General features: G+C 50.2%; 28 protein-coding genes. 19 read left to right on the forward strand and 9 right to left on the reverse strand.

Features of this window, described 5'->3' with window-relative positions; genetic code table 11:
- Positions 1–13: 13 nt before the first annotated feature.
- The 5 genes from PBOR_RS07330 to PBOR_RS07345 all read left to right on the forward strand — a co-directional run bounded on the left by PBOR_RS07330 (position 14) and on the right by PBOR_RS07345 (position 4,816).
- Complete coding sequence (locus PBOR_RS07330; protein WP_042211108.1) at positions 14–2,086, forward strand: B12-binding domain-containing radical SAM protein; 2,073 nt, start codon at positions 14–16, stop codon at positions 2,084–2,086.
- A 302-nt stretch (positions 2,087–2,388) separates the two neighbouring features.
- Positions 2,389–2,922: a GNAT family N-acetyltransferase gene (locus PBOR_RS07335; protein ID WP_042211109.1), complete on the forward strand. Its 534-nt coding sequence runs from the start codon at positions 2,389–2,391 to the stop codon at positions 2,920–2,922.
- Positions 2,923–2,927: 5 nt separating this feature from the next.
- Positions 2,928–3,104: a nucleotidyltransferase family protein gene (locus PBOR_RS38545; protein WP_425415516.1), complete on the forward strand. Its 177-nt coding sequence runs from the start codon at positions 2,928–2,930 to the stop codon at positions 3,102–3,104.
- 105 nt (positions 3,105–3,209) lie between these two features.
- Positions 3,210–3,677, forward strand: a complete 468-nt coding sequence (locus PBOR_RS07340) for a histidine phosphatase family protein (RefSeq protein ID WP_042211110.1) — start codon at positions 3,210–3,212, stop codon at positions 3,675–3,677.
- Positions 3,678–3,973: 296 nt separating this feature from the next.
- A complete protein-coding gene (locus PBOR_RS07345; RefSeq protein WP_042211111.1) occupies positions 3,974–4,816 on the forward strand; it encodes a P-loop NTPase family protein in 843 nt (280 codons plus the stop codon).
- A 676-nt stretch (positions 4,817–5,492) separates the two neighbouring features.
- Here the strand turns inward: PBOR_RS07345 and PBOR_RS07350 are convergent.
- From PBOR_RS07350 to mnmL, 5 genes are all read right to left on the reverse strand, one after another.
- On the reverse strand, positions 5,493–6,455 hold the full coding sequence (locus PBOR_RS07350; protein WP_042211112.1) for an alpha/beta fold hydrolase: 963 nt from the start codon (positions 6,453–6,455) through the stop codon (positions 5,493–5,495).
- Between the two features lie 64 nt (positions 6,456–6,519).
- Positions 6,520–7,488, reverse strand: coding sequence for a type I phosphomannose isomerase catalytic subunit (locus PBOR_RS07355; RefSeq protein ID WP_042211113.1), 969 nt, complete (start codon positions 7,486–7,488; stop codon positions 6,520–6,522).
- 192 nt (positions 7,489–7,680) lie between these two features.
- On the reverse strand, positions 7,681–8,070 hold the full coding sequence (locus PBOR_RS07360; RefSeq protein ID WP_042211114.1) for a VOC family protein: 390 nt from the start codon (positions 8,068–8,070) through the stop codon (positions 7,681–7,683).
- A complete protein-coding gene (gene mnmM, locus PBOR_RS07365; RefSeq protein ID WP_042211115.1) occupies positions 8,071–8,676 on the reverse strand; it encodes a tRNA 5-(aminomethyl)-2-thiouridylate-methyltransferase MnmM in 606 nt (201 codons plus the stop codon).
- Positions 8,676–9,632 (reverse strand): tRNA modification radical SAM protein MnmL/YtqA, encoded by a 957-nt coding sequence (gene mnmL, locus PBOR_RS07370; RefSeq protein ID WP_042211116.1) that lies wholly within the window; start codon positions 9,630–9,632, stop codon positions 8,676–8,678. Before mnmL ends, mnmM begins: the two co-directional genes overlap by 1 nt.
- A 244-nt stretch (positions 9,633–9,876) precedes the next feature.
- Here mnmL and PBOR_RS07380 point away from each other — a divergent pair, with 244 nt between their 5' ends.
- The gene (locus PBOR_RS07380) at positions 9,877–10,059 is read left to right on the forward strand and encodes a hypothetical protein (RefSeq protein ID WP_042211118.1); all 183 of its coding nucleotides are present in this window, start codon (positions 9,877–9,879) and stop codon (positions 10,057–10,059) included.
- A 299-nt stretch (positions 10,060–10,358) separates the two neighbouring features.
- On the forward strand, positions 10,359–11,075 hold the full coding sequence (trmB, locus tag PBOR_RS07385) for a tRNA (guanosine(46)-N7)-methyltransferase TrmB (protein ID WP_042211119.1): 717 nt from the start codon (positions 10,359–10,361) through the stop codon (positions 11,073–11,075).
- 90 nt (positions 11,076–11,165) lie between these two features.
- Here trmB and PBOR_RS07390 read toward each other — a convergent pair whose 3' ends face one another.
- Both PBOR_RS07390 and PBOR_RS07395 read right to left on the reverse strand, forming a co-directional pair.
- Positions 11,166–12,281, reverse strand: coding sequence for a UDP-N-acetylglucosamine--LPS N-acetylglucosamine transferase (locus PBOR_RS07390; protein ID WP_042211120.1), 1,116 nt, complete (start codon positions 12,279–12,281; stop codon positions 11,166–11,168).
- Positions 12,282–12,336: 55 nt separating this feature from the next.
- Positions 12,337–12,864 carry a phosphatase PAP2 family protein gene (locus tag PBOR_RS07395; protein ID WP_042211121.1) on the reverse strand — a complete coding sequence of 176 codons (528 nt, stop codon included), beginning with the start codon at positions 12,862–12,864 and terminating at the stop codon, positions 12,337–12,339.
- Positions 12,865–13,274: 410 nt separating this feature from the next.
- Here PBOR_RS07395 and PBOR_RS07400 point away from each other — a divergent pair, with 410 nt between their 5' ends.
- From PBOR_RS07400 to rplT, 4 genes are all read left to right on the forward strand, one after another.
- Positions 13,275–14,513: a glycosyltransferase family 2 protein gene (locus tag PBOR_RS07400; protein ID WP_042211122.1), complete on the forward strand. Its 1,239-nt coding sequence runs from the start codon at positions 13,275–13,277 to the stop codon at positions 14,511–14,513.
- A gap of 286 nt (positions 14,514–14,799) precedes the next feature.
- Positions 14,800–15,297 carry a translation initiation factor IF-3 gene (gene infC, locus PBOR_RS07405; RefSeq protein WP_042211123.1) on the forward strand — a complete coding sequence of 166 codons (498 nt, stop codon included), beginning with the start codon at positions 14,800–14,802 and terminating at the stop codon, positions 15,295–15,297.
- 57 nt (positions 15,298–15,354) lie between these two features.
- Positions 15,355–15,555 carry a 50S ribosomal protein L35 gene (gene rpmI, locus PBOR_RS07410; RefSeq protein WP_036696104.1) on the forward strand — a complete coding sequence of 67 codons (201 nt, stop codon included), beginning with the start codon at positions 15,355–15,357 and terminating at the stop codon, positions 15,553–15,555.
- Positions 15,556–15,586: 31 nt separating this feature from the next.
- Positions 15,587–15,946, forward strand: coding sequence for a 50S ribosomal protein L20 (rplT, locus tag PBOR_RS07415; RefSeq protein WP_036649386.1), 360 nt, complete (start codon positions 15,587–15,589; stop codon positions 15,944–15,946).
- 80 nt (positions 15,947–16,026) lie between these two features.
- Here the strand turns inward: rplT and PBOR_RS07420 are convergent, their stop codons facing one another.
- On the reverse strand, positions 16,027–16,569 hold the full coding sequence (locus PBOR_RS07420) for an acyl-CoA thioesterase (protein WP_042211124.1): 543 nt from the start codon (positions 16,567–16,569) through the stop codon (positions 16,027–16,029).
- 303 nt (positions 16,570–16,872) lie between these two features.
- On the opposite strand from PBOR_RS07420, the gene PBOR_RS07425 reads away from it, so the two are divergent.
- From PBOR_RS07425 to PBOR_RS07445, 5 genes are all read left to right on the forward strand, one after another.
- Positions 16,873–17,952: a BMP family lipoprotein gene (locus tag PBOR_RS07425; RefSeq protein WP_042211125.1), complete on the forward strand. Its 1,080-nt coding sequence runs from the start codon at positions 16,873–16,875 to the stop codon at positions 17,950–17,952.
- A gap of 173 nt (positions 17,953–18,125) precedes the next feature.
- Entirely contained in the window at positions 18,126–19,664 is a 1,539-nt protein-coding gene (locus tag PBOR_RS07430) for an ABC transporter ATP-binding protein (protein WP_042211126.1), read from the forward strand.
- Positions 19,657–20,733, forward strand: coding sequence for an ABC transporter permease (locus PBOR_RS07435; protein ID WP_042211127.1), 1,077 nt, complete (start codon positions 19,657–19,659; stop codon positions 20,731–20,733). The genes PBOR_RS07430 and PBOR_RS07435 overlap by 8 nt, the downstream gene beginning before the upstream one ends.
- Positions 20,734–21,684, forward strand: coding sequence for an ABC transporter permease (locus tag PBOR_RS07440; protein WP_042211128.1), 951 nt, complete (start codon positions 20,734–20,736; stop codon positions 21,682–21,684).
- A 170-nt stretch (positions 21,685–21,854) separates the two neighbouring features.
- Complete coding sequence (locus PBOR_RS07445; protein WP_042211129.1) at positions 21,855–22,208, forward strand: hypothetical protein; 354 nt, start codon at positions 21,855–21,857, stop codon at positions 22,206–22,208.
- Between the two features lie 22 nt (positions 22,209–22,230).
- Here the strand turns inward: PBOR_RS07445 and PBOR_RS07450 are convergent, their stop codons facing one another.
- Complete coding sequence (locus PBOR_RS07450; protein ID WP_042211130.1) at positions 22,231–22,677, reverse strand: GNAT family N-acetyltransferase; 447 nt, start codon at positions 22,675–22,677, stop codon at positions 22,231–22,233.
- A gap of 621 nt (positions 22,678–23,298) precedes the next feature.
- Here PBOR_RS07450 and ilvB point away from each other — a divergent pair.
- From ilvB to ilvC, 3 genes are all read left to right on the forward strand, one after another.
- Positions 23,299–25,050: a biosynthetic-type acetolactate synthase large subunit gene (ilvB, locus tag PBOR_RS07455; protein WP_042211131.1), complete on the forward strand. Its 1,752-nt coding sequence runs from the start codon at positions 23,299–23,301 to the stop codon at positions 25,048–25,050.
- A gap of 5 nt (positions 25,051–25,055) precedes the next feature.
- Positions 25,056–25,535: an acetolactate synthase small subunit gene (ilvN, locus tag PBOR_RS07460; RefSeq protein WP_039301592.1), complete on the forward strand. Its 480-nt coding sequence runs from the start codon at positions 25,056–25,058 to the stop codon at positions 25,533–25,535.
- A gap of 184 nt (positions 25,536–25,719) precedes the next feature.
- Positions 25,720–26,712 (forward strand): ketol-acid reductoisomerase, encoded by a 993-nt coding sequence (ilvC, locus tag PBOR_RS07465; protein ID WP_039301500.1) that lies wholly within the window; start codon positions 25,720–25,722, stop codon positions 26,710–26,712.
- Positions 26,713–26,750 lie beyond the last annotated feature (38 nt).

Here is a 26,750-nt window from a genome sequence, read left to right on the forward strand (position 1 = left end):
AAGGTTATAAGGCATGAGAATCATCCTGGCCACATTAAATGCCAAATATATTCATACCTCACTGGCGATCCGGCTTCTGAAGGCGTACAGCGAGCATGAATTCGAAGATATCCTTTTGGCGGAATACACCATCAAAGATCCCTTGATGAATATCGTGTCGGACCTTTTCCAGAAGCAGCCGGACGTAATCGGCTTCTCCTGTTATATTTGGAATATCGAAGAAACGGTCAAGCTGGTCGCTATCCTCAAGCAGGTGATGCCGGAGGTGAAGATTGTACTTGGCGGGCCGGAGGTGTCTTATGAACCGCTGTACTGGATGAAACGGGAAGCCGGAATCGACTTCATTGTCAATGGGGACGGGGAAGAGACGTTCCATCATCTGCTGCAGGAGATCCGGGATGAGCACAAGTACCATTTCGTATACGGGGCTGCTTACCGCAAAGGTGAGGAGCTGATCGTCAACCCGCCGCGTCCCAAAAGTGATCTCAATACCCTGCCGACACCGCACCGGTTCGCGGAGGATCTGCCGGAGCTCAGCAAGCGGATTGTGTATTTTGAGACAAGCCGGGGTTGTCCCTTCAACTGCCAGTTCTGCCTGTCCAGCATCGAGGTGGGCGTGCGTTATTATGATATTGAACGGGTGAAATCCGATCTGCTCTATCTGATTGAAGGCGGAGCCAAGGTGATTAAATTCCTCGACCGCACCTTCAATATCAACCGCAATTATGCGATGGAGATGTTCCAGTTCCTGATAGACAATCACCAGGGCTGTGTGTTCCAGTTCGAGATTACAGCGGATATTATGCGTCCGGAGGTGCTGGATTTCCTGGCGCAGAACGCGCCTCCCGGAGTCTTCCGGTTCGAGATCGGTGTGCAGTCGACCAATGACGAGACCAACGAGCTGGTCAAACGCCGCCAGAATTTCACGAAGCTGTCCCGTACTGTTATGAAGATTAAGGCCAGCGGCAATATCGACCAGCATCTCGATCTGATTGCCGGATTGCCGATGGAGGATTATTCGACCTTCCGGAAGACCTTCAATGATGTATTCGCCATGGAGCCGGAGGAGCTGCAGCTGGGATTCCTCAAAATGCTCCGCGGCACCGGGCTGCGCGCCCAGGCGGCCAAATACGACTATACGTACATGGAGCATGCGCCGTACGAAATTCTCAGCAGCCATGTCATGCCGTTCTCCGATATTATCCGCCTCAAGCGGCTGGAGGATGTGCTGGAGAAGTACTGGAACAGCCAGCGGCTGGCACATTCGGTCAAATATCTGATCCGCCATGTCTTCCCTTCACCGTTCGATTTCTTCCAGGAATTCGGCGACTACTGGGAAGCGCGCGGCTGGCAGAAGATCGGGCATCAGCTGGAGGATCTGTTCACCCGGCTGCATGATTTCCTGACGGACCGGGGCACTGGCTCAATGGACATCATCACCGGACTGATGAAGCTGGATTATTTCCTCGGCCACAAGTACAAGCCGCGCAAAATCTGGTGGGATGAGGTACTCGATAAGTCAGAGTGGGCGAAGTATCTGAAGCAGATTGCCGGGCAGCCGGAGCTTATTTCGGCCAAGCTGGCCGAGGCAGGCTTAAGCGAACGTGAATTGCAGAAGTACATCGTGCTGGATGTGCTGCCGTTCCGGCTTACGCCGGTGCTGGATTCGATCAGCGGGCTGCGGTTTGACGGCTTGGCTGGTGCTGAAGGCGAGGCGGCTGGCGCGGGTTCAGTGGACAGCAAGGAGCCGGGAGCAGAAAGTGAAGCAGCAGGCAGTCAGGCGAGTAGAGATGCGGGAACTGCAACGGAAACGGCAGGCAGCCTGGCGGAAAACGGTGCGGGAACTGTAGCGAAAACGGCAGGCAGCTCTGCGGATAAAGGGGCAGGGGGGACTGCTGTAGCAGAAGCCGCAGAGGGAGCGGCTGCTCCGGCAGCGCCACCGTATGCTGCGGTAGCCGTGGCTGAGGGCACAGCCCCGGCTCTGGCTGGTGCGCATCCGGGTTCAGGTGATGGCAGTACGCTGCTGATCGTGCTCTATCAGCAGGACGAGAGCCAGCGGGCGCAGTATTACGCGTTGCCTATTTAGACCTATCAGTCGCTTCGCTTGCAGGACAAGCGGAATCATTCTAAGCTACAATGTTGTACGTTTTGCAACTCGGATTCCTAAATACCAGGGTGTTCAGGCGGATTGTTGTATGGAATACAAGAATTTTCCCCGTAAGTAGCCTGGAGGAGGAGAAATGCTGCCTTTTATACAACAATTCTGGATTGGGGCCGGAATCATGAGGGAAATGTTGTATTTTGGGCAGCATTTTAAGAGAAAGTACTAGTAAACAGCTTAAGTTTGGCTCATGGGAAAGATACCGTTTGGGGGAGAGGGATGTAAGGATGAGTCTGGATCAGCGCATTACATTGTTCATGTATGAGGAGAAGCATGAGGAGAAATTCAAGGACCAGTTGCTGAACTTTCAGCTTCCTCCTGAGCAGGCGGTGTTTACCGGGCTGCCGGAAGAGACGCTGCAGGATGCCTGCGATGATCACGGCAAAATGGGCGTAATTATTGCCCGGGAAGACCGGGCAGTTGGTTTCTTCGTTCTTCATACCGGAGAAGGCATTGCTGACTTCTTCCAGGATTACTCCGGCGCGGTCCTTCTGCGCGCCTTTCTGATGGATTATGCCTGCCAGGGACAGGGCTTCGCCAAAGCAGCGATGGCCCTGCTGCCTGATTTCGTCCGCCGTCATTACCCGGAAGCACAGCAGATTGTGCTTGCTGTGAATGAGCGCAACATCCCTGCCGGACAGCTGTACGCCCGCGCGGGTTTTCAGGATTACGGGCTGCGGCGCAGTGGGAGCAAGGGAACGCAGCTGATTTTACAATATGAGCTGGTTACTGAGCCCGTGGCTCCTACTGTCCATGGATGAGGGGAATGTACTGTTGGCGATCCCGGACGATCTCAAGAATCAGGCCCGGGTTCATCAGTGGTATGTTTCAATTAATCTTGAGGCCGAATAAGGCGCTGATCAGCGAGGATGTCTACTTGAATAAGACGCGGAAGTGGAAGTTGAAATGGCCGGAGCTTACAGTTGTCCCATGGGGGCAGTGAAGCTTCGGCTTTTTGCTGTGTTCAGGACTCAGGTATACTTCGCAGGATTGAGTAGTACAAGAGGCGAATAGATTTTAGTACCAAAATGATGTATGGGGGATTTCAATGACGCAATTTTATCTCATTCGCCATGGTGAACCAGAGTGGAACATCAATGAACAGTACAAATTGAAGGGGCATGGCCGGGATCTGGTACCTCTCACGGATACAGGGGTGAACCAGGTATATCGGACAGCTCAGGATGAGCGGCTGAAAGAAGCGGAACTGATTGTCTCGTCGCCTTACCCGCGGGCACTTCAAACGGCGGCTATTTTATCCAAGGAGCTGGGGAACGATTATGATGCTAATGAAGGAGTATATCCTCAAGGGGGAACCAAGCTTTGGGAGTCCAAAGAACTGCTGAAGAACCGCGTGGAGAAGGTAATTGACCGGTATCTTGGATTTCAAAAGGTGATCATTACCGGACACGGCATGGCCTTTCGTACCCTGGTGGGAGAGGTGGGAGAAATACCGCATGCTTCCATTACCGAGTATAAAAAAACGCAGGCTGTAATAGAAACTACGCGATTGTAATTGTCGTTACCTGGTGTTAATATCAGGAATGAGATGCATATAAAGGAGCATAAACCGTATCATGTGGATTACTCTGTAGAGACTAACAAGTCTAAAGAATGCCTGTAATAGTGACCGCACTATTCTATTTGGCATGTCTTTCTTTAATCTTACAGGGTATGCAGGATAAGGTGAATCATAAACCTACTTCTGCGGATACCTATTGGTATCCGTTTTATTGTCGTGTCGCGGGAAAAACGCATCTCCCTTGATCCTTACCTGCTTATCCTCCTGATAATGAATGGAGGAACTACTTTATGCAACCTAAATTGGTCTTAATCGAGGGCTTACCTGGCTCCGGGAAATCAACCACGGCTCAACTGGTTCATGACATTTTGACGGAGAAGAATCTTAAGTCCCTGCTGTTCCTGGAAGGAAATTTGGATCATCCTGCTGATTATGATGGAGTCGCTTATTTCAGTAAATGTGATTACGATGAGCTGTGGAATACCCGTGGGGAATGTAGAGATTTATTAAGTCAATATACAACTAACCGAGATAGCAGTTACTTTGTGGAATACCGGAAGCTATTAAATGAACACGGGGCAAGTATTCCGGATGGATGGAAGAATGCTTTTGTTAAAAATGATGTGTATGAACTGCCTTTTGACCGGAACAGGGAACTGATTACAGCGAGATGGAAGCAGTTTACGGCAAGTGCCTTAAATGGCTCTGACATCTATATTTTTGATTGTTGTTTTATACAGAATCCTGTAACCATGGGGATGATCAAACATGATGCTGCCAAGGAAGACGTCACAAGTTTTATTAGTGAACTGGCAGCAATTGTGGAAGCGCTGAATCCATTGCTGATTTACGTTGATCAGAACGATCTTGATCATTCCTTCGGCAAAGCTGTTAATGAGCGCCCCCGGGAATGGTCCGAAGGGTTTATTGAATATTATACCGGGCAAGGCTTTGGCAAAAAACAGGGGTACACCGGGTTACAAGGAACTGTGCAGGTGCTTAAGGCAAGAAGGGAATTGGAAGAAAGGATCTTTAACGGCCTGACTATCGCCAAGAAAAAAGTAAATAACTCTTCGTATGATTTAAATGCCTACAAGCAGATTTTAGCGGGGATTGTATCGGAATATTTTTAGCGCAGCAAGTTGAATTCTTAAGCTCACTCCGCTGAATAATAGTATCTGTAGCACTTTGTACAGTAGAATTCTGTAGAATGGGTAATTTTGAGCAGATATCTGGAGATCAATTGTATAAAATACAACAGAACTGGTTTTAGCGTACGCTAATGCAAAATCTATTGCAGAAAGTGCGATCAGTGATGACCGATACCGTTCTCAAGCAGAGAGCCTAGCAGATAATTGTATTTCGTGCAGTTAAAAGACGGCGAAAAGCCGGATGAGCAGGGACAACTGTATTCTGTACAATTAAATAAGAGAATAGTGCGCTTTTATGGCATAGGAGCATTTTATAAGTGTATAGAGTGCAACTAAAACTCCTTCTGCGCAGAAATAGATCGTTTTAGTTGTACATTTTACAGTTAGAGCTTGAGGGGGAGTCTCATACCAAAGCACGCAATCCCGTTGGGGGATCCAGCAGAAAATACAGCAATAGTTGCTGCTGCGATGTCAATCAGGTGGAGACCCTGGCAGCAGCAGAACTTTGGCAGCACAACCGAAAGCGAGGCACTCCGTCAGGTACGGGGTGCCTCGCTTTATTTGTAAGACATAGCTTAAGTTGCTAACATTTCTCATCATTTCCCTGCGGGTTACAATAAAGTTCAACCACGGCGTCAGAGTCAACGCTCTATTGAAGCTAATTCGCCGTAGGCTGAAGCCGCATGGATTCTGCAGGGAGGTGGCGGGCGAGCCAGTCCAGCACATCGGCAGTGACCTCATCCCGGTTGACTTCGTTCAGCATTTCGTGCCTGCCTTCAGGGTACAGTTTGCATTCTACATCCTGTATTCCCCGCCCGCGGTACAATTCAGCCAGACGCTTGACCCCTTGACCGTTCATCCCCACAGGGTCCTTCTCCCCGGCAAACAGATAGACAGGTTTATCTCTGCATAAGGTCAGCAGCGTGGTCCTGGTATGAAGCTCCCGCAGCATATGGAAGAAATCGCGGAAGAAGCGGGTAGTGCAGATCGCCCCGCAGAACGGGTCGGAGATAAAGTGATCCACCTCCACCGGGTCTCTGCTAAGCCAGTCAAAGGCGGTCCTGACAGGAGAGAAGGCGCGGTTATAAGCGCCAAATACAATGCCGTTCAACAGTACGCTGCGGTGGTGGTCACCCTGCAGCCTTAACTGCATTGCCGACAGGGATTCTGCCAGCCGCAGCATGCTCCGCGGACCGTTCGTGCCGCTGAGAATGAAGCCGCTGTAAATCTCATTCCCTTCTTCGCACATCAGCTTCTGGGCCAGGAATGAACCCATGCTATGGGCGAACAGGTAAATCGGCACATGCTCATGCCGGGAGCAGGCAATTCCCGCAAGCTGCAGCAGATTGCGGCGCATCCAGTAGAAGCCGTTCTCCCCGCTATCGCCGAGCAGATTGACTTTGCCGGCGGTGAGGCCATGGCCCCGGTGGTCATTGGCATATACCGCATAACCGGCTGCGGTGAGTGCGGCTGCAAACCGGGCGTAACGCGCGGCCGTTTCACACATGCCGTGGGAGATCTGCACGATCCCTCTGACGTCAGCGCCAGCCTCCGGCAGCCATTCATAGACATGGATTTTGACACCTAATGGATCCGTCATCGTAAAGGTGTTCTCTTTCATCGCCGTCCTCCTGAAAGTTAAGTTCAATGATAAGAGTCATGAATGGATGCAACCCGGCTGCTTCTTAAGGCAGATAAGAGCGGAGCACTGTGGACATGCCTTCGATGCTGTAAGCGCCGAGGCTGGACGGGAGCAGGTAGCATTCGCCCGCTGCGTAAGGCTGGGAGCCGTCTTCCCAGATCAGGTGGCCGCTGCCTTCGCAGATCACCAGAATGGTGAAGCTGTCATCCGTTGTGGAGAGCTGCCATTCACCGGCGACCACACCTTTTTCAACGATGAAATAAGGGGAGGAGGCAATCTGCAGCCATTCACCGGCCACTGCGCCGTCTGTTTTCATCGAGGTCGCGCCTGCACCTTCATAGGCAGTAACATTTAGGGAATCCTCAATGTGCAGCTCGCGCGGTTTGCCGTCCAGCCCTGGACGGTCGTAATCGTAAATCCGGTATGTAGTGTCGGAGTTCTGCTGGATTTCGGCTACAACGACACCTGCGCACAAGGCGTGAACGGTGCCTGCGGGAATATAGAAAGAGTCGCCTGCGGCTACAGTCACTTCCTGAAGGCTGTCCATAACGGTACCGTTCTCCAGTGCATCCTGCAGCACCTCGCGGGTTACGCCTTCTTTCAGGCCGTAGATGATTTTGGCGCCCGGCTTGGCATCCAGCACGTACCACATTTCTGTTTTGCCCAGTTCGCCCTTTGGCAATCCGGCATAATCATCGGTAGGGTGTACCTGCACGGAGAGGTTGTCATTGCAATCGAGCAGCTTGATCAGCAGCGGGAATCTTCCGCCGTCTTCCGTAATGCCCTTGCTGCCGAACCATTCATGTCCGAACTGCTCGCGGATGGCATCCAGACCTTGTCCGGCGAGCTCGCCGTTCACTACGGAAGAGGTGCCATTCGGGTGGTCAGCGATCATCCAGCCTTCGCCGATATGGCCTTCCGGCAGATCGAGGCCGAATTTCTCCAGCGCCCGGCCTCCCCAGACACGTTCTTTGAATTCCGGCTGAAATTTCAGAGGATATGGTTTCGTCATTACAACATCTTCCTTCCTGATAATAGAATGTTTAAGACTGAATATTTAAACGGTACATCGGACTATAACCCAATAAGTAACCGGTCAAACGCTGGTCAAACAAGCCGGATCATTTATGGCACGCTTAAGTTCACCGACCACTTATGATCAGCCAGCAAGAAGTCGGCTATGCACTGAAACTATGGCGTAAGCCTAACTATGCGCCGGCTGGAAGAACTCGAGCTTCTCGCTGTCCGGACCCTCGAAGAAGAAATAGCGGCTGCCGTTCGCGAGCTCTGAAATACCGGTCAGCTCCGGGATGGCGAGTCCGGCAATTCTTCTGTGCTCTTCCTCAATGTCATCGACCGTGAAGGCGGTATGGCTTACCCGTCCTTCCTGCGGCAGACCCTCGAATGCACGTTCAATCAGTTCAATCTCAACACTGGTCTGCCCCGGGAAACTGAGGAACGCAAGACGGACTTCATCTCCAGGCTGGCCCAGAATCCCCTGAAGTGTCAATCCGATGACCTCCTGGTAAAATTGCAGCGAACGCTCAAGATGGTTCACTTTAATGCCGACATGCTCCATTTTGGTTACTGCCATTTAGTGATCAGCTCCTTTTTTCTTCTCTACGGCTACAACATACGGGGCGGAATCGCGCTGCAGCTGGCGGTACACGATCGATTGCGCGTCCGGCTGGGCCAGTCCGGCGGCCCAGGCTTCCACGGCGGCAGCTTCACGGCCGCCGCCTTCGTGGCCGGGATACAGCACGGCCGTGATGATCCCTCCCGGGCGCAGTAGCTGCAGCGCGGCCTCCAGCGCGGCCAGCGTGCTCTCCGGCTCGGTGATGATGGTCTTGTCGGCATCGCCCGCGGGCAGATAGCCGAGGTTGAACATCACCGCCGAGACCGTTCCGCTCCATTCGGGCGGAACGGCTTCAGCCATTGCAGCGTGGCTCCGCTGCAGCAGCGTCACGGGAGACAGCGCGGCAGGCGCTTCCTCCCGTGCCAGCCGCAGGCGCTCTCCGGCAAGAGCCAGCGCCGCGTGCTGGATGTCGAAGCCGTAGACCCCGCCGCGCGGCCCGGCCGCCTTGGCGAGGAACAGGGTGTCGCTACCTGCGCCCACGGTGGCGTCGATGGCCCGGCCGCCGGGAGCGAGCCGCTCGGCGGTTAATTTATGAGCAAAGCTAAGGACGGACATGAAGCCCATTAGCTCTTCCTCCAGTACTTACCCTGCCAGGTATCACGGGCAATCAGCTCATGGTCGATGGCATTAAGAACTTCCCATTTCTTGAGACTCCACATCGGGCCGACCAGGGCATCGCGAGGAGCATCACCGGTCAGACGGTGGACAATCATGTCCGGCGGCAGGATCTCCAGCGAGTCGGCAATCAGCTTCACATACTCGTCCTGCTCCAGGAAGCGCAGCAGGCCGGCTTCATACTGCTTCACCATCGGCGTTTTGCGCATGAGGTGAAGCAGGTGGATTTTGATTCCCTGCACGCCCATGTTTGCCACAGCAGATACAGTCTCCAGCATCATTTCATGCGTTTCCTGCGGAAGCCCGTGAATGATGTGGGTGCAGATCCGGATGCCATGACGGCGGAGCTTAGCAACGGCTTCGGTATAACATGCTGTATCATGCGCACGGTTGATCAGATCAGAGGTAGACTGGTGGATGGTCTGAAGTCCCATCTCCACCCACAGATAGGTGCGCTTGTTCAGATCCGCAAGGTATTCAACCACATCATCGGGAAGACAGTCCGGCCGGGTGGCAATGGCGAGGCCGACAACACCCGGCTGCTGCAGAATGACCTCATAATATTCTCTTAGCTCCTCAACCGGAGCGTACGTATTGGTGTAGGCCTGGAAATAGCCGATATATTTAGCGTTTGGCCATTTCAGATGCTGGCGGTCACGTACCTTGTTAAACTGGGTAACCAGATCATCGCGGCGGCTTCCGGCGAAATCACCAGACCCTCTGGCGCTGCAGAACGTACAGCCTCCTTTGGCAATGGAACCGTCACGGTTTGGACAGGTGAATCCGGCATCGAGCATGACCTTGAACACCTTGGTATCCATCTGGTCACGCATTTCATAGTTCCAGGTATGGAACCGTTTATCCCCCCACAGAAGCGGAGAGGAGGTCTGTAGAAGATTAGACATGTGCAGCTCCTTTCATTAACCTTCCCATTGTATCAAAAATCAAAGAAGAGCGTAACAATTACTCCCGGGAATCCGGCGGAAAAAGAACGGAAATAGGCAGGAAACAGGCGGGATTCCGCTTGTAAATGCTTACACATTATGTTATATTTAAAGTGTAAAAAAGCCGCTGCAGCAACCACAATCACATTCTTGAATTCATAATTTCGTGTCGTCCGGTCCATAATAAACCATAGAGGTGATAACGATGAATTCTTCAACAGTGTTTCCCGATAATAAAGGTTCGATTGATGTGCAGCTGACTCCCGATGAAGCCCTTGCCCTGACAGGTGTGGAATTTAACGGTAACCACAAGATTAAGACCGAAGCGCAGCGCAAGATCCGCAGCGCATTCGAGAAGACATTTGATTTTAACGCTCCGGCAAGGTAGACTATGTACTGTTGAAAAGTGGACCCCAATTCCAAATACAACAAAAAAGGGATTTTCCGACCGGCCTTATCCAGGCAGGACGGAAAATCCTTTTTTTTAAATATAAGTATTTATACGCTCCTGAGGTCTCCGTACAGCACCTGAATAATCCATTGAAGACAAGATCCCTTTTTTGCGGTGATATTTTCAGTTTCCTGCTTAAATCCCTTTACTTTTGACGGCAAGTTCGGCACAATATTGCAAGTGGCAGTTATCCTATTCACAGATAATGCAATAAGAGATAAGCGGAGGAATACCTAATGCGTTTACGCGGAAGAAAAGGAATACGTGAAAGCCTGGAAGAGCAGACGGATCTGGTCATCCTTGATCCACGCAGCCTGAAGGGCCGGTGGTCGGAGCTGTTCGGCAATGATCATCCGATTCATGTGGAGTTCGGAATGGGTAAGGGGCAATTCATCAGTCAGATGAGCTTCAAATATCCCGGAATCAATTTTATCGGTGTTGATATGTACGATGAACTGGTCCGGCGTGCAGCCGAAAAGGCCAGAAATGTGTGGGAGCCGGCAGGGGAAGAGACACCTCCGAACCTCAAGGTGGCACTTGCCAATATCGATTATGCGGAGGAAGTGTTTGCTCCGGGTGAACTGGAGCGGATCTATCTGAATTTCAGCGATCCATGGCCGAAGAGCAAGCATGCCCGCCGCCGTCTGACGCATCCGCGTTTTCTCGACAAATACCGCGGGCTGCTTAGTCCGCTTGGCGAAATCCATCTGAAGACGGATTCCCGCAGCCTGTTTGAATTCTCCCTGAATGCTTTTGCCGACTATGGTCTGCAGATGAAGAACATCTCCCTTGATCTGCATGAAGGCGGCGTGATTAATGAGGAGCATGTCATGACGGAATACGAAACCAAATTTTACGGGCGCGGTGTTAACATTCAACGCTGCGAAGCGATTGTCGGCGAAGAGGCACTGAAGCAGTATCAGGCCTCCCGGCTGGACAAATACCGCCTGTAATCTCTGTATAACAATAATGGCAGTCCGGGGAAGTTCCCCGGACTGCCATTTGCCGTTTCTCATCCAATCTAAATATAAGAATTTGTGAGGCTATTCCAGCATATCAATAATGCTCTGGGCACTTTGCAGCGGGTTGAACCGGGATATTTCCTCCAGATGGGCTTTACGTTTGGCCCGCACATCCCCGTAATCGCCCAGCAGCCGTTCCATCCACCGGTCGACCACATCGAGGGAGCTTATCGGTTCTCCAAAGCCGGCTGCCGTGAAATAACGGCAGTTTTCTTCTTCCTGCCCCGGCAGCGGTGAATGGAAGAGCATGGGGATGCCCTTGGCCAATCCTTCGCTGCAGGTCATTCCGCCGGGTTTGGTGACCAGCAGGTCCGAGACCTCCATAAGCTTATCGACTTCACGGGTGAAGCCCAGCAGCGTGATGTTGGGGTGGCTGTAGCGCGGGTCTTCCTTCATCCCGCGCAGGAGCTTGTCATTCTGTCCGAGGCAGAACACAAGCTGCACCTTCTCCCGCCAGCCGGCCAGGGCCTCATTCACAACCTCATCATTCATCATGCCCCAGCCGCCGCCCATGACCATAACCGTGGGCATGTTCCGGAGGCTGAACTGCTTCTGGATTTCTTCCCGGCCGGGATGCTCCCAGAAATTCGGATGGACCGGCATGCCGGTGACCTTAATCTTGGCGGCGGCCACGCTGCGGCGGCGAAGCTTGGCCTTGACCTCCGGAGTAGAAACCAGATAGCGGTCTACTTCGGGACTGATCCAGCTGGCATGGGCGTCGTAATCGGTAATGACCGTGATCAGCGGCGCTTTCAGGGACGGGTCCAGCCGTTTCAGGCGGGAAACGACGGCACCGGGAATGAAATGGGTGCAGACGATGATGTCCGGCTTCAGCTGCTTCACAATATTTTGCGTATGCGTATAAAAAATGCGGTGCAAGGCAAGTGTGGTAAGACGATTGAAAGATTTCTGGTGCCGGTACACATACCCCATCAGCCGGGGCTGGGAGATCACTGTCTTGCGGTAGGCAGAGACAATGATCGGCGCCATCTTGGGATTGAGGAAGCTGCCGAGCTCCAGCACCTTCGTCTGCACATCAGGCGACAATTTGCGCAGGCTGCTCGACAGCGCATATGCTGCCTGGGTATGCCCTGCGCCGAAACCTTCCGACAGCAATAATACTCTTTTTTTGCGCAATGTATAATTCACCTGTTCTCTAGTGGTATTCAGTGGTCCGGCAGCCGGGAGGGCGTCAGACCCATAGCGCAAGCGTGCCAGCAGCGACGCCGGAGCCGATCACTGCACCTGCGATGACATCGGACGGATAATGCAGCCCGAGATAAATCCGGGAGAAGCCGACCGTGCAGGCGAGCGGAAGCAGGATAAAGGTCAGGGCAGGGTAAGCCATCATATAAGGAACCGTAGAGGCGAAGATAGCTGTAGTATGGCCTGAAGGAAAAGAATGATCCTTAAGCGGATTGTGAAAAGTATTGGTGCCCGGCAGCGCCAGGTAAGGCCGCATGCGCGGATAGAGCTTTTTGGCAACGGCGACGGGCACATGGCTTACAGCCAGTGCGGTCAGTGCCTGCAATCCTGTAGTTCTCCATGGCTGTGGACACAGTGCCCAGATCAGAACATTGATACCGATGGCGCTTGTAGCTCCTCCGAGATGAGTGAGATAGAAGAGCCAGAAGTTCAGGAAACGGTTGTGCAGCCGTCCGTTAATCCAATGAAAGAGAAGCCGCTCCAAGAGATGCAGTTTCTTGAAAAAAGGTCTCATATCTTGTCCCTCCGATAGTCCGGCTAAAGATATTTGGCGCAGCTAAAGCAGCAGGTTCCAAGACCTGAAGCTGTCTTTATCATACTTTTTTAAGGCAGTCCATTTCAAGAAAAAGCTCGGATTCAATCGAAAAATGCCAGTTTTGACTTGGGAACCCCATTGCGTCTACAATGATTCAAGCAGGAAGATCCCGTTTATAAGGTAACAGAGAAATAAGGATCCGGCCATCGTCCGGAATATCGGATTCATATCTTAGAAACGGGGCTAACACATAACCGGAAGCCTGCCCGGAAAAAAGGGATAATTCTTGTCTACTGTAAGGGATGCAACAAAAGGGTCAGAAAGAACGTTAACAAGCCTGAGAGAGAAAGAGAACATCTAGACTTGGAAAAAGGGGGCATCAAAAGATCATGACAGACGCATTGTTTGTTACGCTCCAAGTGATCTTGGCGGCAATTGCAGTTTATCAGTTTGCATTCTCATTGTTTGGACTGCACAAGAAAAAGAACAAGGTTAAGTATGCGCCGCAAAAGTCATTTGCAGTACTGGTTGCCGCGCACAACGAGGAAGAAGTAGTCGGCGCATTAATGGAAAACCTGAAGCAGCTTAATTATCCCCAGGAACTGTACGATGTATTTGTCATCTGCGACAACTGTACGGATAATACAGCAGCCATCGTACGGGAGCACGGGATGAATGCCTGTGTACGCACCAACACGAACCTTCGCGGAAAAGGTTATGCCATCGAGTGGATGCTTAAGGAACTGTGGGCGCTGCCCCGCCAGTATGATGCTGTCGTAATGTTTGATGCCGACAACCTCGCACATACCGAATTCCTGACCGAAATGAACAATGATCTGTGTTCAGGCGGACGTGTCATTCAAGGCTATATCGATACCAAGAACCCGGAGGATTCATGGATTACCGCTGCTTATGGCGTATCCTACTGGTATATCAACCGGCTCTGGCAGCTGTCGCGCCATAACCTGAAGATGGCCAACTTCCTCGGCGGAACAGGCATGTGCTTCGAGACCAACCTGCTCAAAGAGATGGGCTGGGGTGCTACAAGTCTGGTAGAGGATTTGGAATTCACCATGCGGAGCGCATCGAAGGGTGTGTATCCGAGATTTAACTATGATGCCAAAGTCTTCGATGAGAAGCCGCTTACGTTCAAGGCTTCCTCCAGACAGCGTCTGCGGTGGATGCAGGGGCATTTCACAGTTGCCCGCCGTTATTTCTTCCCTCTGCTGTGGCAGAGTATCAAAGAACGCAGCCTGACGAAGTTTGACCTGGCGCTTTATGGAGCGAATGTCTACATTGTGCTGCTGACGTTCCTGATGACGGCCGTAATGTGGATCGACAACTCCATGTTCGATGGGCCGCATATTGCTAATATTTATGGTCATTTGCCGCTCTGGCTAAGCTACTTTGCCATTGGCGCCAACATTCTGACCTTCCTGCTGGCCATGGCGCTTGAGAAGGTGAAGTTCAAGAAGGTATATCTGTACCTGCTTGCCTTCCCGGTCTATCTGCTGTCATGGTATCCCATTACGTTCTATGCGTTTTTCACGCAGAACAACAAGCAGTGGAGCCATACCAAGCACACGCGTGTAGTTCGGCTTGAGGAAGTACAGAGCAAGCAAGTGTAGTATAATACCTGATTGTTATCTAAATATTTTTTCGGAACATGTTGACACTGTTTGCTCAGTGTTGTATAGTATTCAAGTATGCAAAACATAGGGATTGCAAGCAGAAGCACCGGCTTCTCACCTGAACGGCTAAATTGCCGGCTGGTTTTGATCTCAATGCTTTATGAATGGTTATAATTCATGAACGTTGATCAAACGGGGTGTCGGGGAGTTACCGGCATCCCTTTTTTATGGAGAACCGCATTACAAGAAGATCCGGAGGTGGAGTATTATCAGTAAGGAACATATGATCAATGATGAAATTCGGGCCAAAGAGGTTCGGCTGGTTGGAGCGGAAGGCGAACAAATCGGGATCAAACCGATCCGCGAGGCGTTGCAGATGGCGATCGATCTTAATCTGGATTTAGTCAACGTAGCACCGCAGGCGAAACCGCCGGTATGCCGCATCATGGATTACGGCAAGTTCCGTTATGAAACGCAGAAGAAAGAGAAGGAAGCGCGCAAGAACCAGAAGATCGTGGATATCAAGGAAGTCTGGTTCCGCGCTAACATTGAAGAACATGATTATCAGACCAAGTTCCGCAATGTGATCAAGTTCCTGGGTGAAGGCGATAAAGTGAAGTGCTCCGTTCGTTTCCGCGGACGTGAGATTACCCATGCGAATATCGGCCAGAAGATCCTGGAGCGTGTGAAGAACGAAGTGGAAGATATTTCTGTTGTTGAGCGCCAGCCTAAGCTGGAAGGCCGCAGCATGATTATGATTTTGGCTCCTAAAGCCCAATAATCCTGGAGTCACTTGCACAGCAATTTGGCGCCGCATAATATTCAAGGAGGAAACACCATGCCTAAAATGAAAACACATAGCAGCCTGAAAGGCCGCTTCAAGATCACTGGAACTGGTAAAGTATTGCGTTACAAAGCTCACAAGAACCACTTGCTGTCCCACAAATCGAAACGCGCAAAACGCGTATTGAACGGCAATCCAGTTATGGCCCCTGGGGATGTAAGACGTTTGAAACAAGGACTTGCTAACTTGAAATAGTTAATTACACATTTTTGGGAGGTTTATTAATATGGCAAGAGTTAAAGGCGGATTTGTAGTTCGTCGTAGACATAAAAAAGTATTGAAACTGGCAAAAGGTTATTTCGGTTCCAAGCACCGCATTTTCAAAACAGCTAAAGAGCAAGTAATGAAATCGATGGTTTACGCTTACCGTGACCGTCGTCAGACTAAACGTAACTTCCGCAGACTGTGGATCGTTCGTATCAACGCTGCAGCGCGTTTGAACGGTCTTTCCTATAGCAAGCTTGTATACGGCCTGAAATTGGCTGGAGTAGAAGTGAACCGTAAGATGCTGGCTGATCTGGCAGTGAACGATCTGAACGCATTCAACTCCCTGGCTGTAGTAGCCAAAGAGAAGATCAACGCGTAAGAATGATATAAACCGAAAAGCACCGCCTGCGGGAAGTCCCGCGTGACGGTGCTTTTTTGTGTGGTAAGCCGGACTTGCTGCTATTCCCAGTACTTTGTTGTGCTCAGCTGGGAAGCCAGCTGCTTGCTTCTGGTGCGTCTCGCTTTGCGCTGCTCCGACCGCTCGTCGGCAGACTGGCAGATCAGCTTCTCTTCATCAGTCTCGGCAATAATAGCCGGTACCGGAGACGGAGTGCCATCTTCATGGACGGCTACGAAAGTCAGGAATGAAGTAGCAGCAACGGCGCGTTCCCCTGTGTACAGATTCTCTGAGATGATTTTGACGAATACCTCGATGCTGGTGCGTCCTGTCCAGGAGACGAAGGATTCGAAGCAGACAGAATCCGTAGGCCTGATCGGAAGAAGGAAGTCTACAGAATCAGCGGATGCGGTAACCACATTGACGCGGCAATGGCGCATAGCCGAGATGGATGCAACTTCATCAATGGTGCTCATCAGTTTGCCGCCGAACAGTGTTTTGTGGTTATTGACATCATTCGGGAAGACGCGGCCGGTTTTGAACACACGGGATTCGTGGCAGTATTTAGAGGCCGGTACAGCTTGAGGTGTGTTTTCTAGATCCATTTCAGTAACTCCCTTTGCAAACAATATGTAAACATTCATGATAATAGAAAAGCCTTCACTGTGCAATAATAACGTTAATGCGCTGGCGCCACAAGAGGGATTTCGAGGTTTTCTGACGCGTATCATACATGATGATTACATGCTATGTCATGGTAAGCGGTTTCTTGTTGAAAAATGCAAATTATTATTGACCTGAGGTCATTAATAGACTGGATTTTAGCTTTTTTTGCAGTTATAATTTGTTCAATGGTATGTCCAAGCAGAAACAGAAGACATCCAATTTACTAAGGGGGATCACATTCGATGAAGAAGTTTTACCAACTGTCTTTAGTTATGGTTATGGCATTCACTGTCGTTCTGGCAGGATGCGGAAACAATAACAACACAAACACCAATGCTGGAGCAGCAACCACTGCACCAACAACAGATGCAGCAGCAACAGAAGCACCAGCAGCAACTGAGGCTCCTAAGGCTGTCAAACTTGGTCTCGTAACTGACGTGGGTGGCGTTAATGACAAATCCTTTAACCAATCCGCTTGGGAAGCACTGCAGGCTCTGGAAACAGAATCCGGCGCTGAAATCAAATATCTGCAAAGTAAATCCAATGCAGACTATGAGCCAAACCTTAACCAATTCGTTAAAGGCGGCTATGATCTGACTTGGGGTATCGGTTTTGACCTTGGCGATGCAGTGTTGAAGGTTGCTAATGAGAACCCGACTGCTAACCTGGCGATCATCGACAGCGTAGTAGAAGCTCCTAACGTTGAATCTGTTACATTTGCTGAGAACGAAGGTTCCTTCCTGGTGGGTGTTGTTGCAGGTCTGACAACCAAAACTAACAAAGTTGGCTTCATCGGCGGTATGGAAAGCCCGGTTATCAAACGTTTTGAAGTTGGCTTCAAAGCTGGCGTATTGGCAGTTAACCCAACTGCAAATGTAACGATTACTTATGCAGGTGCTTATGACAAGCCTGATACTGGTAAATCCCTGGCTGCTACATTGTATGATGCCGGTAACGACATCATCTTCCCTGCTGCAGGCGCAACAGGTAACGGCGTATTCAATGAAGCTAAATCCCGCAACAAAGCTGGCGGCACTAAAGTATGGGTTATCGGCGTAGACAAAGACCAATCCCTGGAATTTGGCGACGATGTAACTTTGACTTCCATGATCAAACGTGTTGACGAAGCGGTTAAGAAGGTTTCCCAACAAGTGGTTGACGGAACATTCAAAGGCGGCACTACAACTGTTCTTAGTCTGAAAGACAACGGCGTAGGCCTTCCTGAAACATCCAAAGCTAACGTTTCTGCTGAAATCCTGGCTAAAGTTGACGAGTACAGCAAACAAATCATCGACGGAACCATCACTGTTCCTTCCGAGTAATTCTTTGCCTCACCTTTACTGGATTTAACACAAGAAACAAGGCCGGTTACTTGAGCTGGCCTTGTTCTCTGTTACAACATTATTATAGGTATACACAGCGGTACCGTCCTGAATAGGACGGTACAGCCGTGTCTATAAGGCAGTATTATATATTCTGTGATGAGGGTGATTCCATGAGTGCTGCGGCTCCTGTCGTAGAGTTGAAGCAAATCACAAAACGCTTTCCCGGTATTGTCGCGAATGACTCTATCAGTCTGACGCTGGAAAAAGGTGAAATTCATGCACTGCTTGGTGAGAACGGGGCAGGTAAATCAACCTTGATGAATATCGTATTCGGACTGTACCAGCCCGATGAAGGCAGCATCGAAATCGACGGGAAACCGGTTATTATCGATAACCCCAATAAGGCTATTGAGCTTGGCATTGGTATGGTTCACCAACATTTCAAGCTTGTAGAGCCTTTTACGGTAACCGAGAACATTGTTCTTGGAATGGAGCCGAAAAAAGGTCTTAAAATCGACTATAAATCCGCTGCGGAGCAGGTTCGTAAGCTATCGGAGCAGTACGGTCTTCAAGTCAATCCAAATGCCAAAATCCATGACATTTCGGTAGGCATGCAGCAACGGGTAGAGATTATGAAAACCCTGTACCGCGGAGCGGATATACTTATATTCGACGAGCCTACCGCTGTACTTACGCCACAGGAAATTACCGAACTGATGGCGATTATGAAGCGGCTCGTTGCCGAAGGCAAGTCCATTATTCTAATTACACATAAGCTGAAAGAAATTATGCAGATTTCCGACCGTGTAACCATCATCCGGCGCGGGAAGGTAATTGATACCGTTAAGACTTCCGGGACCAATCCGAACGAGCTGGCCGAAAAAATGGTTGGACGCGGTGTAACCTTTAAAGTGGACAAGCAGCCTGCGCATATTGGCGAAAGCATCTTGAAGCTGTCCGATGTCAGAAGCAAAAGCAAGGACGGCGTACCTGTGCTGAATGGCCTCAATTTTGAAGTGAAAGCCGGCGAGATTCTTGGAATTGCAGGAGTCGACGGCAACGGACAAAGTGAGCTTATTCAGGCAATTACCGGTCTGCGCAAAATTGATTCCGGTTCAATCACCGTTTCAGGAAAGGAGATTGCCAATCTTTCTCCGCGTAAAGTGTCTGAAATGAACGTCTCCCATATTCCGGAAGACCGGCATAAGCATGGACTCGTGCTTGATTTCACCGTGAGTGAGAATATGGTTCTGGAAACATATTATAAGAGCCCGTACAATCAGAACGGATTCTTGAACAAGGATGTTATTAACCAGCATGCAGAAGACCTGGTGAAGCAATTCGACGTGCGTACGCCTTCAATTGAGAACAAAGCCCGGTCATTATCCGGCGGTAATCAACAGAAAGCGATTATTGCGCGGGAAATAGACAAAAATCCGACGCTCCTGATTGCAGCACAGCCTACACGCGGTCTTGATGTAGGAGCTATTGAATTCGTTCAAAAGCAGCTGATTGCCCAGCGGGATCAGGGTAAAGCTGTTTTGCTGATCTCTTTTGAGCTGGATGAAATTATGAATGTGTCCGACAGAATTGCTGTTATTTACGAAGGACAGATTGTCGGAGAAGTATTCCCGCAGGATACGAATGACCAGGAACTGGGTCTGATGATGGCGGGCAGCTTGAAGCGGGGAGGCCACGCGGATGTCTAGAATCAAAAAAATATTCGCAACAGACACCTACATTATTCCGCTTATTGCGATTCTCTTGGGTTTCCTGGTCGGAGCTATCGTTATGCTGATTGGCGGATACGATCCGATTGCAGCATACTCCGCGCTCTTCAAACGCGTATTCGGCAGTCCTTACGACTTCGGTGAAGCTGTGCGCGAGATGACTCCGCTAATGTTCACAGGTCTAGCAGTAGCCTTTGCGTTCCGCTCGGGGATGTTTAACATTGGTGCAGATGGCCAGGTAATGATCGGTATGACGGCTGCTTCAGTAATCGGCATTAAGCTTGGCGGCGTATTGCCGTCATTCGTGCTTGTCCCGCTGGCAGTGATTGCAGCAGGTGTGTGCGGCGGACTTTGGGCGGGCATTGCCGGTTACCTGAAGGCCAAACGCGGAATTAATGAAGTTATTACTACGATCATGCTGAACTGGATAGCGCTCTTCCTGTCGAACTACATCGTTCGGACATTCCTGCTCTTACAAGGGCAGAACCGTTCAGAAGATAACCCGGCATCGCTGTCGATGACCTTCCTGTTCTCAACATTTGACAATGCCCGCTTGCACTGGGGGACGGTTCTTGCCCTTGCGGCTGCTACCTTCTTCTACATCTACCTGTGGAAGACCAAACAGGGTTACGAAATGCGTGCGGTGGGTCTGAACCCGCATGCTGCAGAGTATGCAGGGATGAATGTAGGACGTAATGTTATCAAAGCGATGTTCATCAGTGGCGTGTTCGCCGGATTAGCAGGAGCAGGTGAAGTACTGGGTGTATTCCATTATCAATCCGTATTCGCGGCTTCTCCTGGTTATGGATTCGACGGTATCGCTGTTGCACTGCTCGGACTGACTCATCCGCTGGGTGTCATTCTGGCTGCTATTCTATACGGCACGCTGACATACGGCTCTGCAGGAATGAGCTTTGGTGCTGATGTACCTCCGGAACTGATCCGTATTGTCATCGGTTCGATCATATTCTTCATTGCTGCGCAAGGCATTGTACGCTGGGTGCTCAAACCGTTTTACTTCAAGCGCAAGAAAGAGAAGGTGTTATAGATGGAAGTCTTAGGCCAATTGCTCAATACGACGCTTGTTTTTTCCACGGCGCTAATATTTGCCGCCCTTGGCGGCATCTTCTCTGAACGATCCGGTGTCGTCAACATCGGACTTGAAGGCTTGATGATGTTTGGTGCATTTGCTGCAGCAGTGGGCGGGTACTATGCTCAGGAAGCAGGAATGGGTGAATGGGCTCCATGGGTTGGTGTACTTAGTGCCATGGCTGTAGGTGTGATAGGTTCACTTATACATGCGGTGGCCTCGATAACCTTTAAGGCCGATCAGACCATAAGTGGTACGGTCATCAACTTCCTCGCCGCAGGGAGTACGCTCTATATGGTTAAGCTGATCTTCGACGGATCCGGTGAAACTCCGCTGATCGACGGCTTCAGCAAAGTGGCCATTCCCGGACTCTCCAAGATTCCAGTAATCGGAGAAGGGATTTTTAATTCCTATCCGACTACCTATTTAGCGATTATATTAGTAATTGTTATTTACTTCGTCCTGTTCAAAACTCCGTTTGGACTACGTCTGCGTGCAGTAGGTGAACATCCGAGTGCTGCAGATACACTGGGTGTAAATGTAAATAAGATGAGATATATCGGCGTAATGCTGAGCGGTCTGCTGGCTGGTATTGGCGGAGCCACAATTACGCTGACAACTACAGGTACGTTTGCGCATAATACCATTTCAGGACAAGGCTTCATTGCCATCGCGGCGATGATCTTCGGGAAGTGGAATCCGCTTGGCGCTTTCGGAGCAGCCGTATTCTTCGGCCTGTCCCAGGCCATCCGTAACTATGTGCAATTGTTCGAATGGTCCAAGAGCATCCCGCAGGAATTCATCTTCATGATTCCTTATGTACTAACCATTATTGTCCTTGTCAGCGCAGTCGGACGTTCTTCGGCACCAAAGGCGTTGGGCGAACCTTACGATCCGAGCAAACGCTAGATCAGCATTTCTTTGTTTACCTCTATTATGCTGCAGAGCGCATTTCCGGTTTTCCGGAAATGCGCTTTTTTTATTTAACGGTGACGCCGCACCTTCATGCAGGACAGATGTACAGGCAAAGAACGGCTGGGGCGAATAGACTGCTTAAGAAACTCATTAGGAGGGATACTATGGCACAGCCGGTTACGAAAAAACAAGTCTTGAAGCTGGTGGGCAAAAATATCGTTGCAGTAAAAAAAGACGGCTCCAGGGTGATGGGTAAGTTACTCCGCGTTTCGGGCAACCGTCTTGTTCTACAGCGTATCGGTGGTAAAAAAGTACAAACCAAAGCATTGATTCCGCTGGTGTTGTTTGATTTGCTGGCAGTCGGTACGGCTCCTTACGCTTATGGCGGCGGAGGTTATGGATATGGAGGCGCCCCTTATGGAGGCGGATATGGTTACGGCCCTGGGCCTGTTCCCGGTCCTTACGGCGGTTATGGTCCCGGTCCCGGTTATGGTGTTCCGCCCATTGGATTCTTTTAAGCTGTAGAGCGGCCTGGGTTCATCAAATGAATTGCTTTTCAAGCTCATAACAGTAGTTTTGCGGTTGATAACGGGCTACGCTGTAGCCCAGTTTTTCATAAAAGGCAAGACCGGCAGTATTCCCGGTATCCACAGAGACCTTTGCCCGCCGGCATGCACGTGATAGTGCAAACCTCTCCGCCCTGTCCATCAGCATATTTCCGTAACGCTTACGCCTGGCGCCAGGCGCAATGGCGAGCATATCGATGTATAACAAATCGCCATGCAGCATAAAGTGTACGAACCCCAGCGGATCACTCTCATAGTCAGGACAAGCCACAAGAGTGACGCCTTGCCCCAGACGGCGGGGCAGATCTTTTCTGACCTGATTGATAATCGTTTGTGGAAGATGGGATAGCGGGACAAGCTGCTTTTCAATCAAGTCAAAAATGACGGTGTCATCCTGCTTGGGTCTGCGGTAACGAATCATAAAATGCCCCCTTTCCACGCATTGTCGTACATCATATGCCCTGCCTGGTGTGGGCGTTCCGGAAAGGGTAGAACAACATTTTGTGAAGAATTTAATATATATCAGTAAGATGGGTATTGACTTACCGTGTGAGGAAATCATATAATGTGTCTAAACATTTTAACGAACATACATGTATCGGCGATGAAGAGGACGAAGTTTTAAGGGCTCTTTTGTTCAGAGAGTGAGAGGAATTGCTGCAACCTCCACCAAAATCCCTTATATACGAGCTCACCTCGGAGCTGTTTCCCTGAAAGGTCCATCAGCAAGAGCGGTGGAATTATTAGGGGGAATCGTTTAGTCCGCGTTAGGGACTTCAGGTTACAAAGATTTGGGCCCTGCCTACATCGATGGATTTTTGTATCCTGATAAGGCATTTCATCGTGAGATGTAATGCAAACATGGGTGGTACCACGGAAGCTAAACCTTTCGTCCCTCACGCGCTAATTCTGCGCGTGGGAGGCGAGAGGTTTTTTTGTTGAATAGGGAGGATTTACGGCCTGTTCGCCAATATTAAATGTTGTATAAAAGACGTCCTGTCATTTGAATAATGAATGTGAACAGTCGAAGGGAGGAATACTGATGAGCGCGCAATTACCGGAAGAAGTGCGGTCTATAGAGCAGTTACGTGAGAAATGGAAAAATCCTGAGGTGATTACAGGTTCCGAAGTCCTGCTGCGCAGTCTGGTACTGGAAGGTGTGGATACTGTATTCGGATATCCGGGCGGGGCTGTACTCTATATCTATGATGCTCTTTATGGATTCGATGATTTCAAACATATTCTGACACGCCATGAGCAGGGAGCGATTCATGCGGCTGACGGATATGCCAGAGCGAGCGGCAAAGCAGGCGTATGTATCGCCACTTCAGGCCCGGGGGCAACCAATCTGGTAACAGGAATAGCTACTGCATTCATGGACTCTGTTCCGCTGGTGGTAATCACCGGGAACGTATTCTCCAGCCTGATCGGCACAGATGCTTTTCAGGAAGCGGATATTACCGGTATAACGATGCCGATTACGAAGCATAGCTATCTGGTACGGGATGTTGAAGACCTGCCGCGAATTATTCATGAGGCCTTCCATATCGCGAATACGGGACGCAAGGGTCCGGTACTGATTGATATTCCGAAGGATGTATCGGCTGCGAAGACATTGTTCAATCCGGTTCAGCAGCAAGGCGTTAACCTTCGCGGCTACAACCCGCGCACTGTGCCTAACAAGCTTCAGCTCGATAAGCTGGTGAAGGCGATTGCTGCTGCAGAGCGTCCGATTATTATTGCAGGCGGCGGGGTTATATACTCCGGGGCGCATGAAGCAATGTATGAATTCGTGAAGCGTACAGAGATTCCTATTACCACAACACTGCTGGGTCTGGGTTGTTATCCGAGTGCGGAGGATCTGTGGATGGGAATGCCGGGAATGCACGGTACCTACACAGCGAACAATGCGATTCAACAATGCGACCTGCTGATTAATATCGGCGCCCGGTTCGATGACCGTGTAACCGGCAAACTGGATGGTTTTGCCCCTAAAGCTAAGATCGTGCATATTGACATTGATCCGGCGGAGATCGGCAAGAATGTATCGCCTGATATTCCGATCGTTGGCGATGTGAAGACCGTGCTGGAAATGCTGATTCCTGATGTTAAGCGTGCTTCGAATGCTGATGCCTGGAGAACGCAAATCGCCCAGTGGAAGCTGGACCAGCCGCTGCGCTACAAAGATTCGGAGACCGAACTGAAACCGCAATGGGTTATTCAAATGATTAATGACACCACCAAAGGTGAGGCAATTGTTACTACTGACGTAGGACAGCACCAGATGTGGGCTGCGCAATATTATAAGTTCAATCATCCGCGTGCATGGATTACTTCAGGTGGTCTTGGTACAATGGGCTTCGGCTTCCCTGCAGCAATCGGAGCGCAAATGGCACATCCGGAACGGCTGGTAGTCTCCATTAATGGTGACGGCGGCATGCAGATGTGTTCGCAGGAACTTGCGATTTGTGCAATTAATAAGATTCCAGTCAAAATCGTTGTAATCAACAATCAGGTGCTCGGAATGGTCCGTCAATGGCAGAATCTCATCTATGAGAAGCGCTACAGCTATACTGATCTTGCCGGCAGTCCGGATTTTGTAAAATTGGCTGAAGCTTACGGAGTTAAGGGTTTGCGGGCTACGAATAAAGAGGAAGCCGGAGCCGTGTGGAAAGAAGCCCTGGAAACACCTGGACCCGTCCTGGTAGAATTCGTTGTCCCTAAAGACGAGAATGTCTACCCGATGGTAACCCAAGGGTCAACCATTGATCAAATGCTGATGGGGGATGAATAGCGGTGATGAGGCATACGATTTCCGTGCTTGTGAATGACCAACCAGGTGTGCTGCAGCGGGTATCCGGACTGTTCGGCCGCCGGGGGTTCAATATTGAGAGTATTACTGTAGGCCAGTCTGAAGAGATCGGGCTGTCCCGGATGGTCATCGTAACTCTTGGAGACCAGCATACGCTTGAGCAGATTGAGAAGCAGCTTTACAAGCTGATCGATGTCATCAAGGTTATTGATCTTGGCTCCAAGCCCATGGTTGCCCGTGAGCTGGCGTTGATTAAGGTCAAGGCTGATCCGGCTGAACGGCCTGAGATTATGGGTGTTGTCGAAACCTTCCGGGCCTCGGTAGTGGATATCGGAACAACAAGCTTACTAGTACAGGTGGTTGGAGAGACCCAGAAAATTGATGCTATGATTGAGCTGCTGAAGCCTTATGGCATTAAGGAACTGTCACGAACAGGTGTAACGGCGATGATCCGCGGCAATGCGTGATCGTCACAATTTACAGCTTTAACGAATTACTGCTTGCTTGCATTAATTTATTAAGATATGGTTAGGCTTTTCCCGCTAAAGAGCGGGGGCTTGAAGAGCACGTTTAATGTATAGTTAAAGAAGCACCGCGCTCTTGAAGCACCCGCTCTTTACGATGGGTCCAAATTAAAGGAGGATATTGACAATGGCAGTTACAACGTACTATGAACAGGATGCAGAGCTTAGCGTTTTGAAAGGAAAGACAATTGCAGTAATCGGGTACGGAAGCCAAGGGCATGCTCAGGCACAGAACTTGCGTGACAGTGGACTTCAGGTTGTTATCGGCCTGCGTGAAGGCAAATCCTTTGAAACTGCCAAGAATGACGGTTTTGAAGTATTGTCTGTCGCAGAAGCAGTATCCCGTGCAGATGTAGTGCAGATTCTCATGCCGGACGAAACACAGGCATCCGTATATAAGAATGAAATTGAACCGAACCTGAAGAACGGCGCGGCTCTGATGTTCTCCCATGGCTTTAACGTACATTTTGGCCAAATCGTTGCTCCTAAGGATGCAGACGTGCTGCTGGTAGCACCGAAATCTCCTGGACACATGGTTCGCCGTACTTATGTTGAAGGCTTCGGAGTTCCCGGCCTGATCGCCATTGAACAGGATGCAACCGGTAATGCTAAGGCTATCGGACTTGCATACGCCAAAGGTATCGGCTGTACGCGTGCAGGAGTTATCGAAACTTCCTTCCGTGAAGAAACAGAAACAGATTTGTTCGGTGAACAAGCTGTCCTCTGCGGCGGTGTATCTGCACTGATCAAAGCCGGATTCGAAACACTGACAGAAGCTGGTTATGCTCCTGAAATGGCTTACTTCGAGTGTCTGCATGAAATGAAATTGATCGTGGACCTGGTGTATGAAGGCGGACTTGCGACTATGCGCGATTCCATCAGTAACACTGCTGAATACGGTGATTATGTAACCGGACCACGCATCATCACTGATGAAACCAAAAAAGCAATGAAAGAAGTGCTGTCCGATATTCAACAAGGTAAATTCGCCCGCGACTTTATCCTTGAGAACCAATCCGGCCGTGCCTTCCTGACAGCTACCCGCCGCAATGAAGCTGCTCATCCGGTAGAAGTGGTTGGAAGCCAGCTGCGTGAAATGATGCACTGGATTAAGAAATAGGTCATATACTTAAGACTACAATGAACCATATGTGATTC

Source organism: Paenibacillus borealis, from assembly GCF_000758665.1.
GTDB lineage: Bacteria > Bacillota > Bacilli > Paenibacillales > Paenibacillaceae > Paenibacillus_AQ > Paenibacillus_AQ borealis.

Bases quoted from the DNA above. Each gene is read 5' to 3' on its own strand.
- rplT (WP_036649386.1), top strand. From the start codon at position 15,587: ATGGCAAGAGTTAAAGGCGGATTTGTAGTTCGTCGTAGACATAAAAAA.
- ilvN (WP_039301592.1), top strand. From the start codon at position 25,056: ATGAGGCATACGATTTCCGTGCTTGTGAATGACCAACCAGGTGTGCTG.
- PBOR_RS07355 (WP_042211113.1), bottom strand. From the start codon at position 7,488: ATGACGAAACCATATCCTCTGAAATTTCAGCCGGAATTCAAAGAACGT.
- PBOR_RS07430 (WP_042211126.1), top strand. From the start codon at position 18,126: ATGAGTGCTGCGGCTCCTGTCGTAGAGTTGAAGCAAATCACAAAACGC.
- PBOR_RS38545 (WP_425415516.1), top strand. From the start codon at position 2,928: ATGTACTGTTGGCGATCCCGGACGATCTCAAGAATCAGGCCCGGGTTC.
- trmB (WP_042211119.1), top strand. From the start codon at position 10,359: ATGCGTTTACGCGGAAGAAAAGGAATACGTGAAAGCCTGGAAGAGCAG.
- ilvB (WP_042211131.1), top strand. From the start codon at position 23,299: ATGAGCGCGCAATTACCGGAAGAAGTGCGGTCTATAGAGCAGTTACGT.
- mnmM (WP_042211115.1), bottom strand. From the start codon at position 8,676: ATGGGCTTCATGTCCGTCCTTAGCTTTGCTCATAAATTAACCGCCGAG.
- PBOR_RS07340 (WP_042211110.1), top strand. From the start codon at position 3,210: ATGACGCAATTTTATCTCATTCGCCATGGTGAACCAGAGTGGAACATC.
- PBOR_RS07420 (WP_042211124.1), bottom strand. From the start codon at position 16,569: ATGGATCTAGAAAACACACCTCAAGCTGTACCGGCCTCTAAATACTGC.
- PBOR_RS07425 (WP_042211125.1), top strand. From the start codon at position 16,873: ATGAAGAAGTTTTACCAACTGTCTTTAGTTATGGTTATGGCATTCACT.
- PBOR_RS07330 (WP_042211108.1), top strand. From the start codon at position 14: ATGAGAATCATCCTGGCCACATTAAATGCCAAATATATTCATACCTCA.
- PBOR_RS07445 (WP_042211129.1), top strand. From the start codon at position 21,855: ATGGCACAGCCGGTTACGAAAAAACAAGTCTTGAAGCTGGTGGGCAAA.
- PBOR_RS07335 (WP_042211109.1), top strand. From the start codon at position 2,389: ATGAGTCTGGATCAGCGCATTACATTGTTCATGTATGAGGAGAAGCAT.
- PBOR_RS07440 (WP_042211128.1), top strand. From the start codon at position 20,734: ATGGAAGTCTTAGGCCAATTGCTCAATACGACGCTTGTTTTTTCCACG.
- infC (WP_042211123.1), top strand. From the start codon at position 14,800: ATGATCAATGATGAAATTCGGGCCAAAGAGGTTCGGCTGGTTGGAGCG.
- PBOR_RS07345 (WP_042211111.1), top strand. From the start codon at position 3,974: ATGCAACCTAAATTGGTCTTAATCGAGGGCTTACCTGGCTCCGGGAAA.
- PBOR_RS07395 (WP_042211121.1), bottom strand. From the start codon at position 12,864: ATGAGACCTTTTTTCAAGAAACTGCATCTCTTGGAGCGGCTTCTCTTT.
- mnmL (WP_042211116.1), bottom strand. From the start codon at position 9,632: ATGTCTAATCTTCTACAGACCTCCTCTCCGCTTCTGTGGGGGGATAAA.
- PBOR_RS07360 (WP_042211114.1), bottom strand. From the start codon at position 8,070: ATGGCAGTAACCAAAATGGAGCATGTCGGCATTAAAGTGAACCATCTT.
- rpmI (WP_036696104.1), top strand. From the start codon at position 15,355: ATGCCTAAAATGAAAACACATAGCAGCCTGAAAGGCCGCTTCAAGATC.
- PBOR_RS07400 (WP_042211122.1), top strand. From the start codon at position 13,275: ATGACAGACGCATTGTTTGTTACGCTCCAAGTGATCTTGGCGGCAATT.
- PBOR_RS07450 (WP_042211130.1), bottom strand. From the start codon at position 22,677: ATGATTCGTTACCGCAGACCCAAGCAGGATGACACCGTCATTTTTGAC.
- PBOR_RS07435 (WP_042211127.1), top strand. From the start codon at position 19,657: ATGTCTAGAATCAAAAAAATATTCGCAACAGACACCTACATTATTCCG.
- PBOR_RS07350 (WP_042211112.1), bottom strand. From the start codon at position 6,455: ATGAAAGAGAACACCTTTACGATGACGGATCCATTAGGTGTCAAAATC.
- ilvC (WP_039301500.1), top strand. From the start codon at position 25,720: ATGGCAGTTACAACGTACTATGAACAGGATGCAGAGCTTAGCGTTTTG.
- PBOR_RS07380 (WP_042211118.1), top strand. From the start codon at position 9,877: ATGAATTCTTCAACAGTGTTTCCCGATAATAAAGGTTCGATTGATGTG.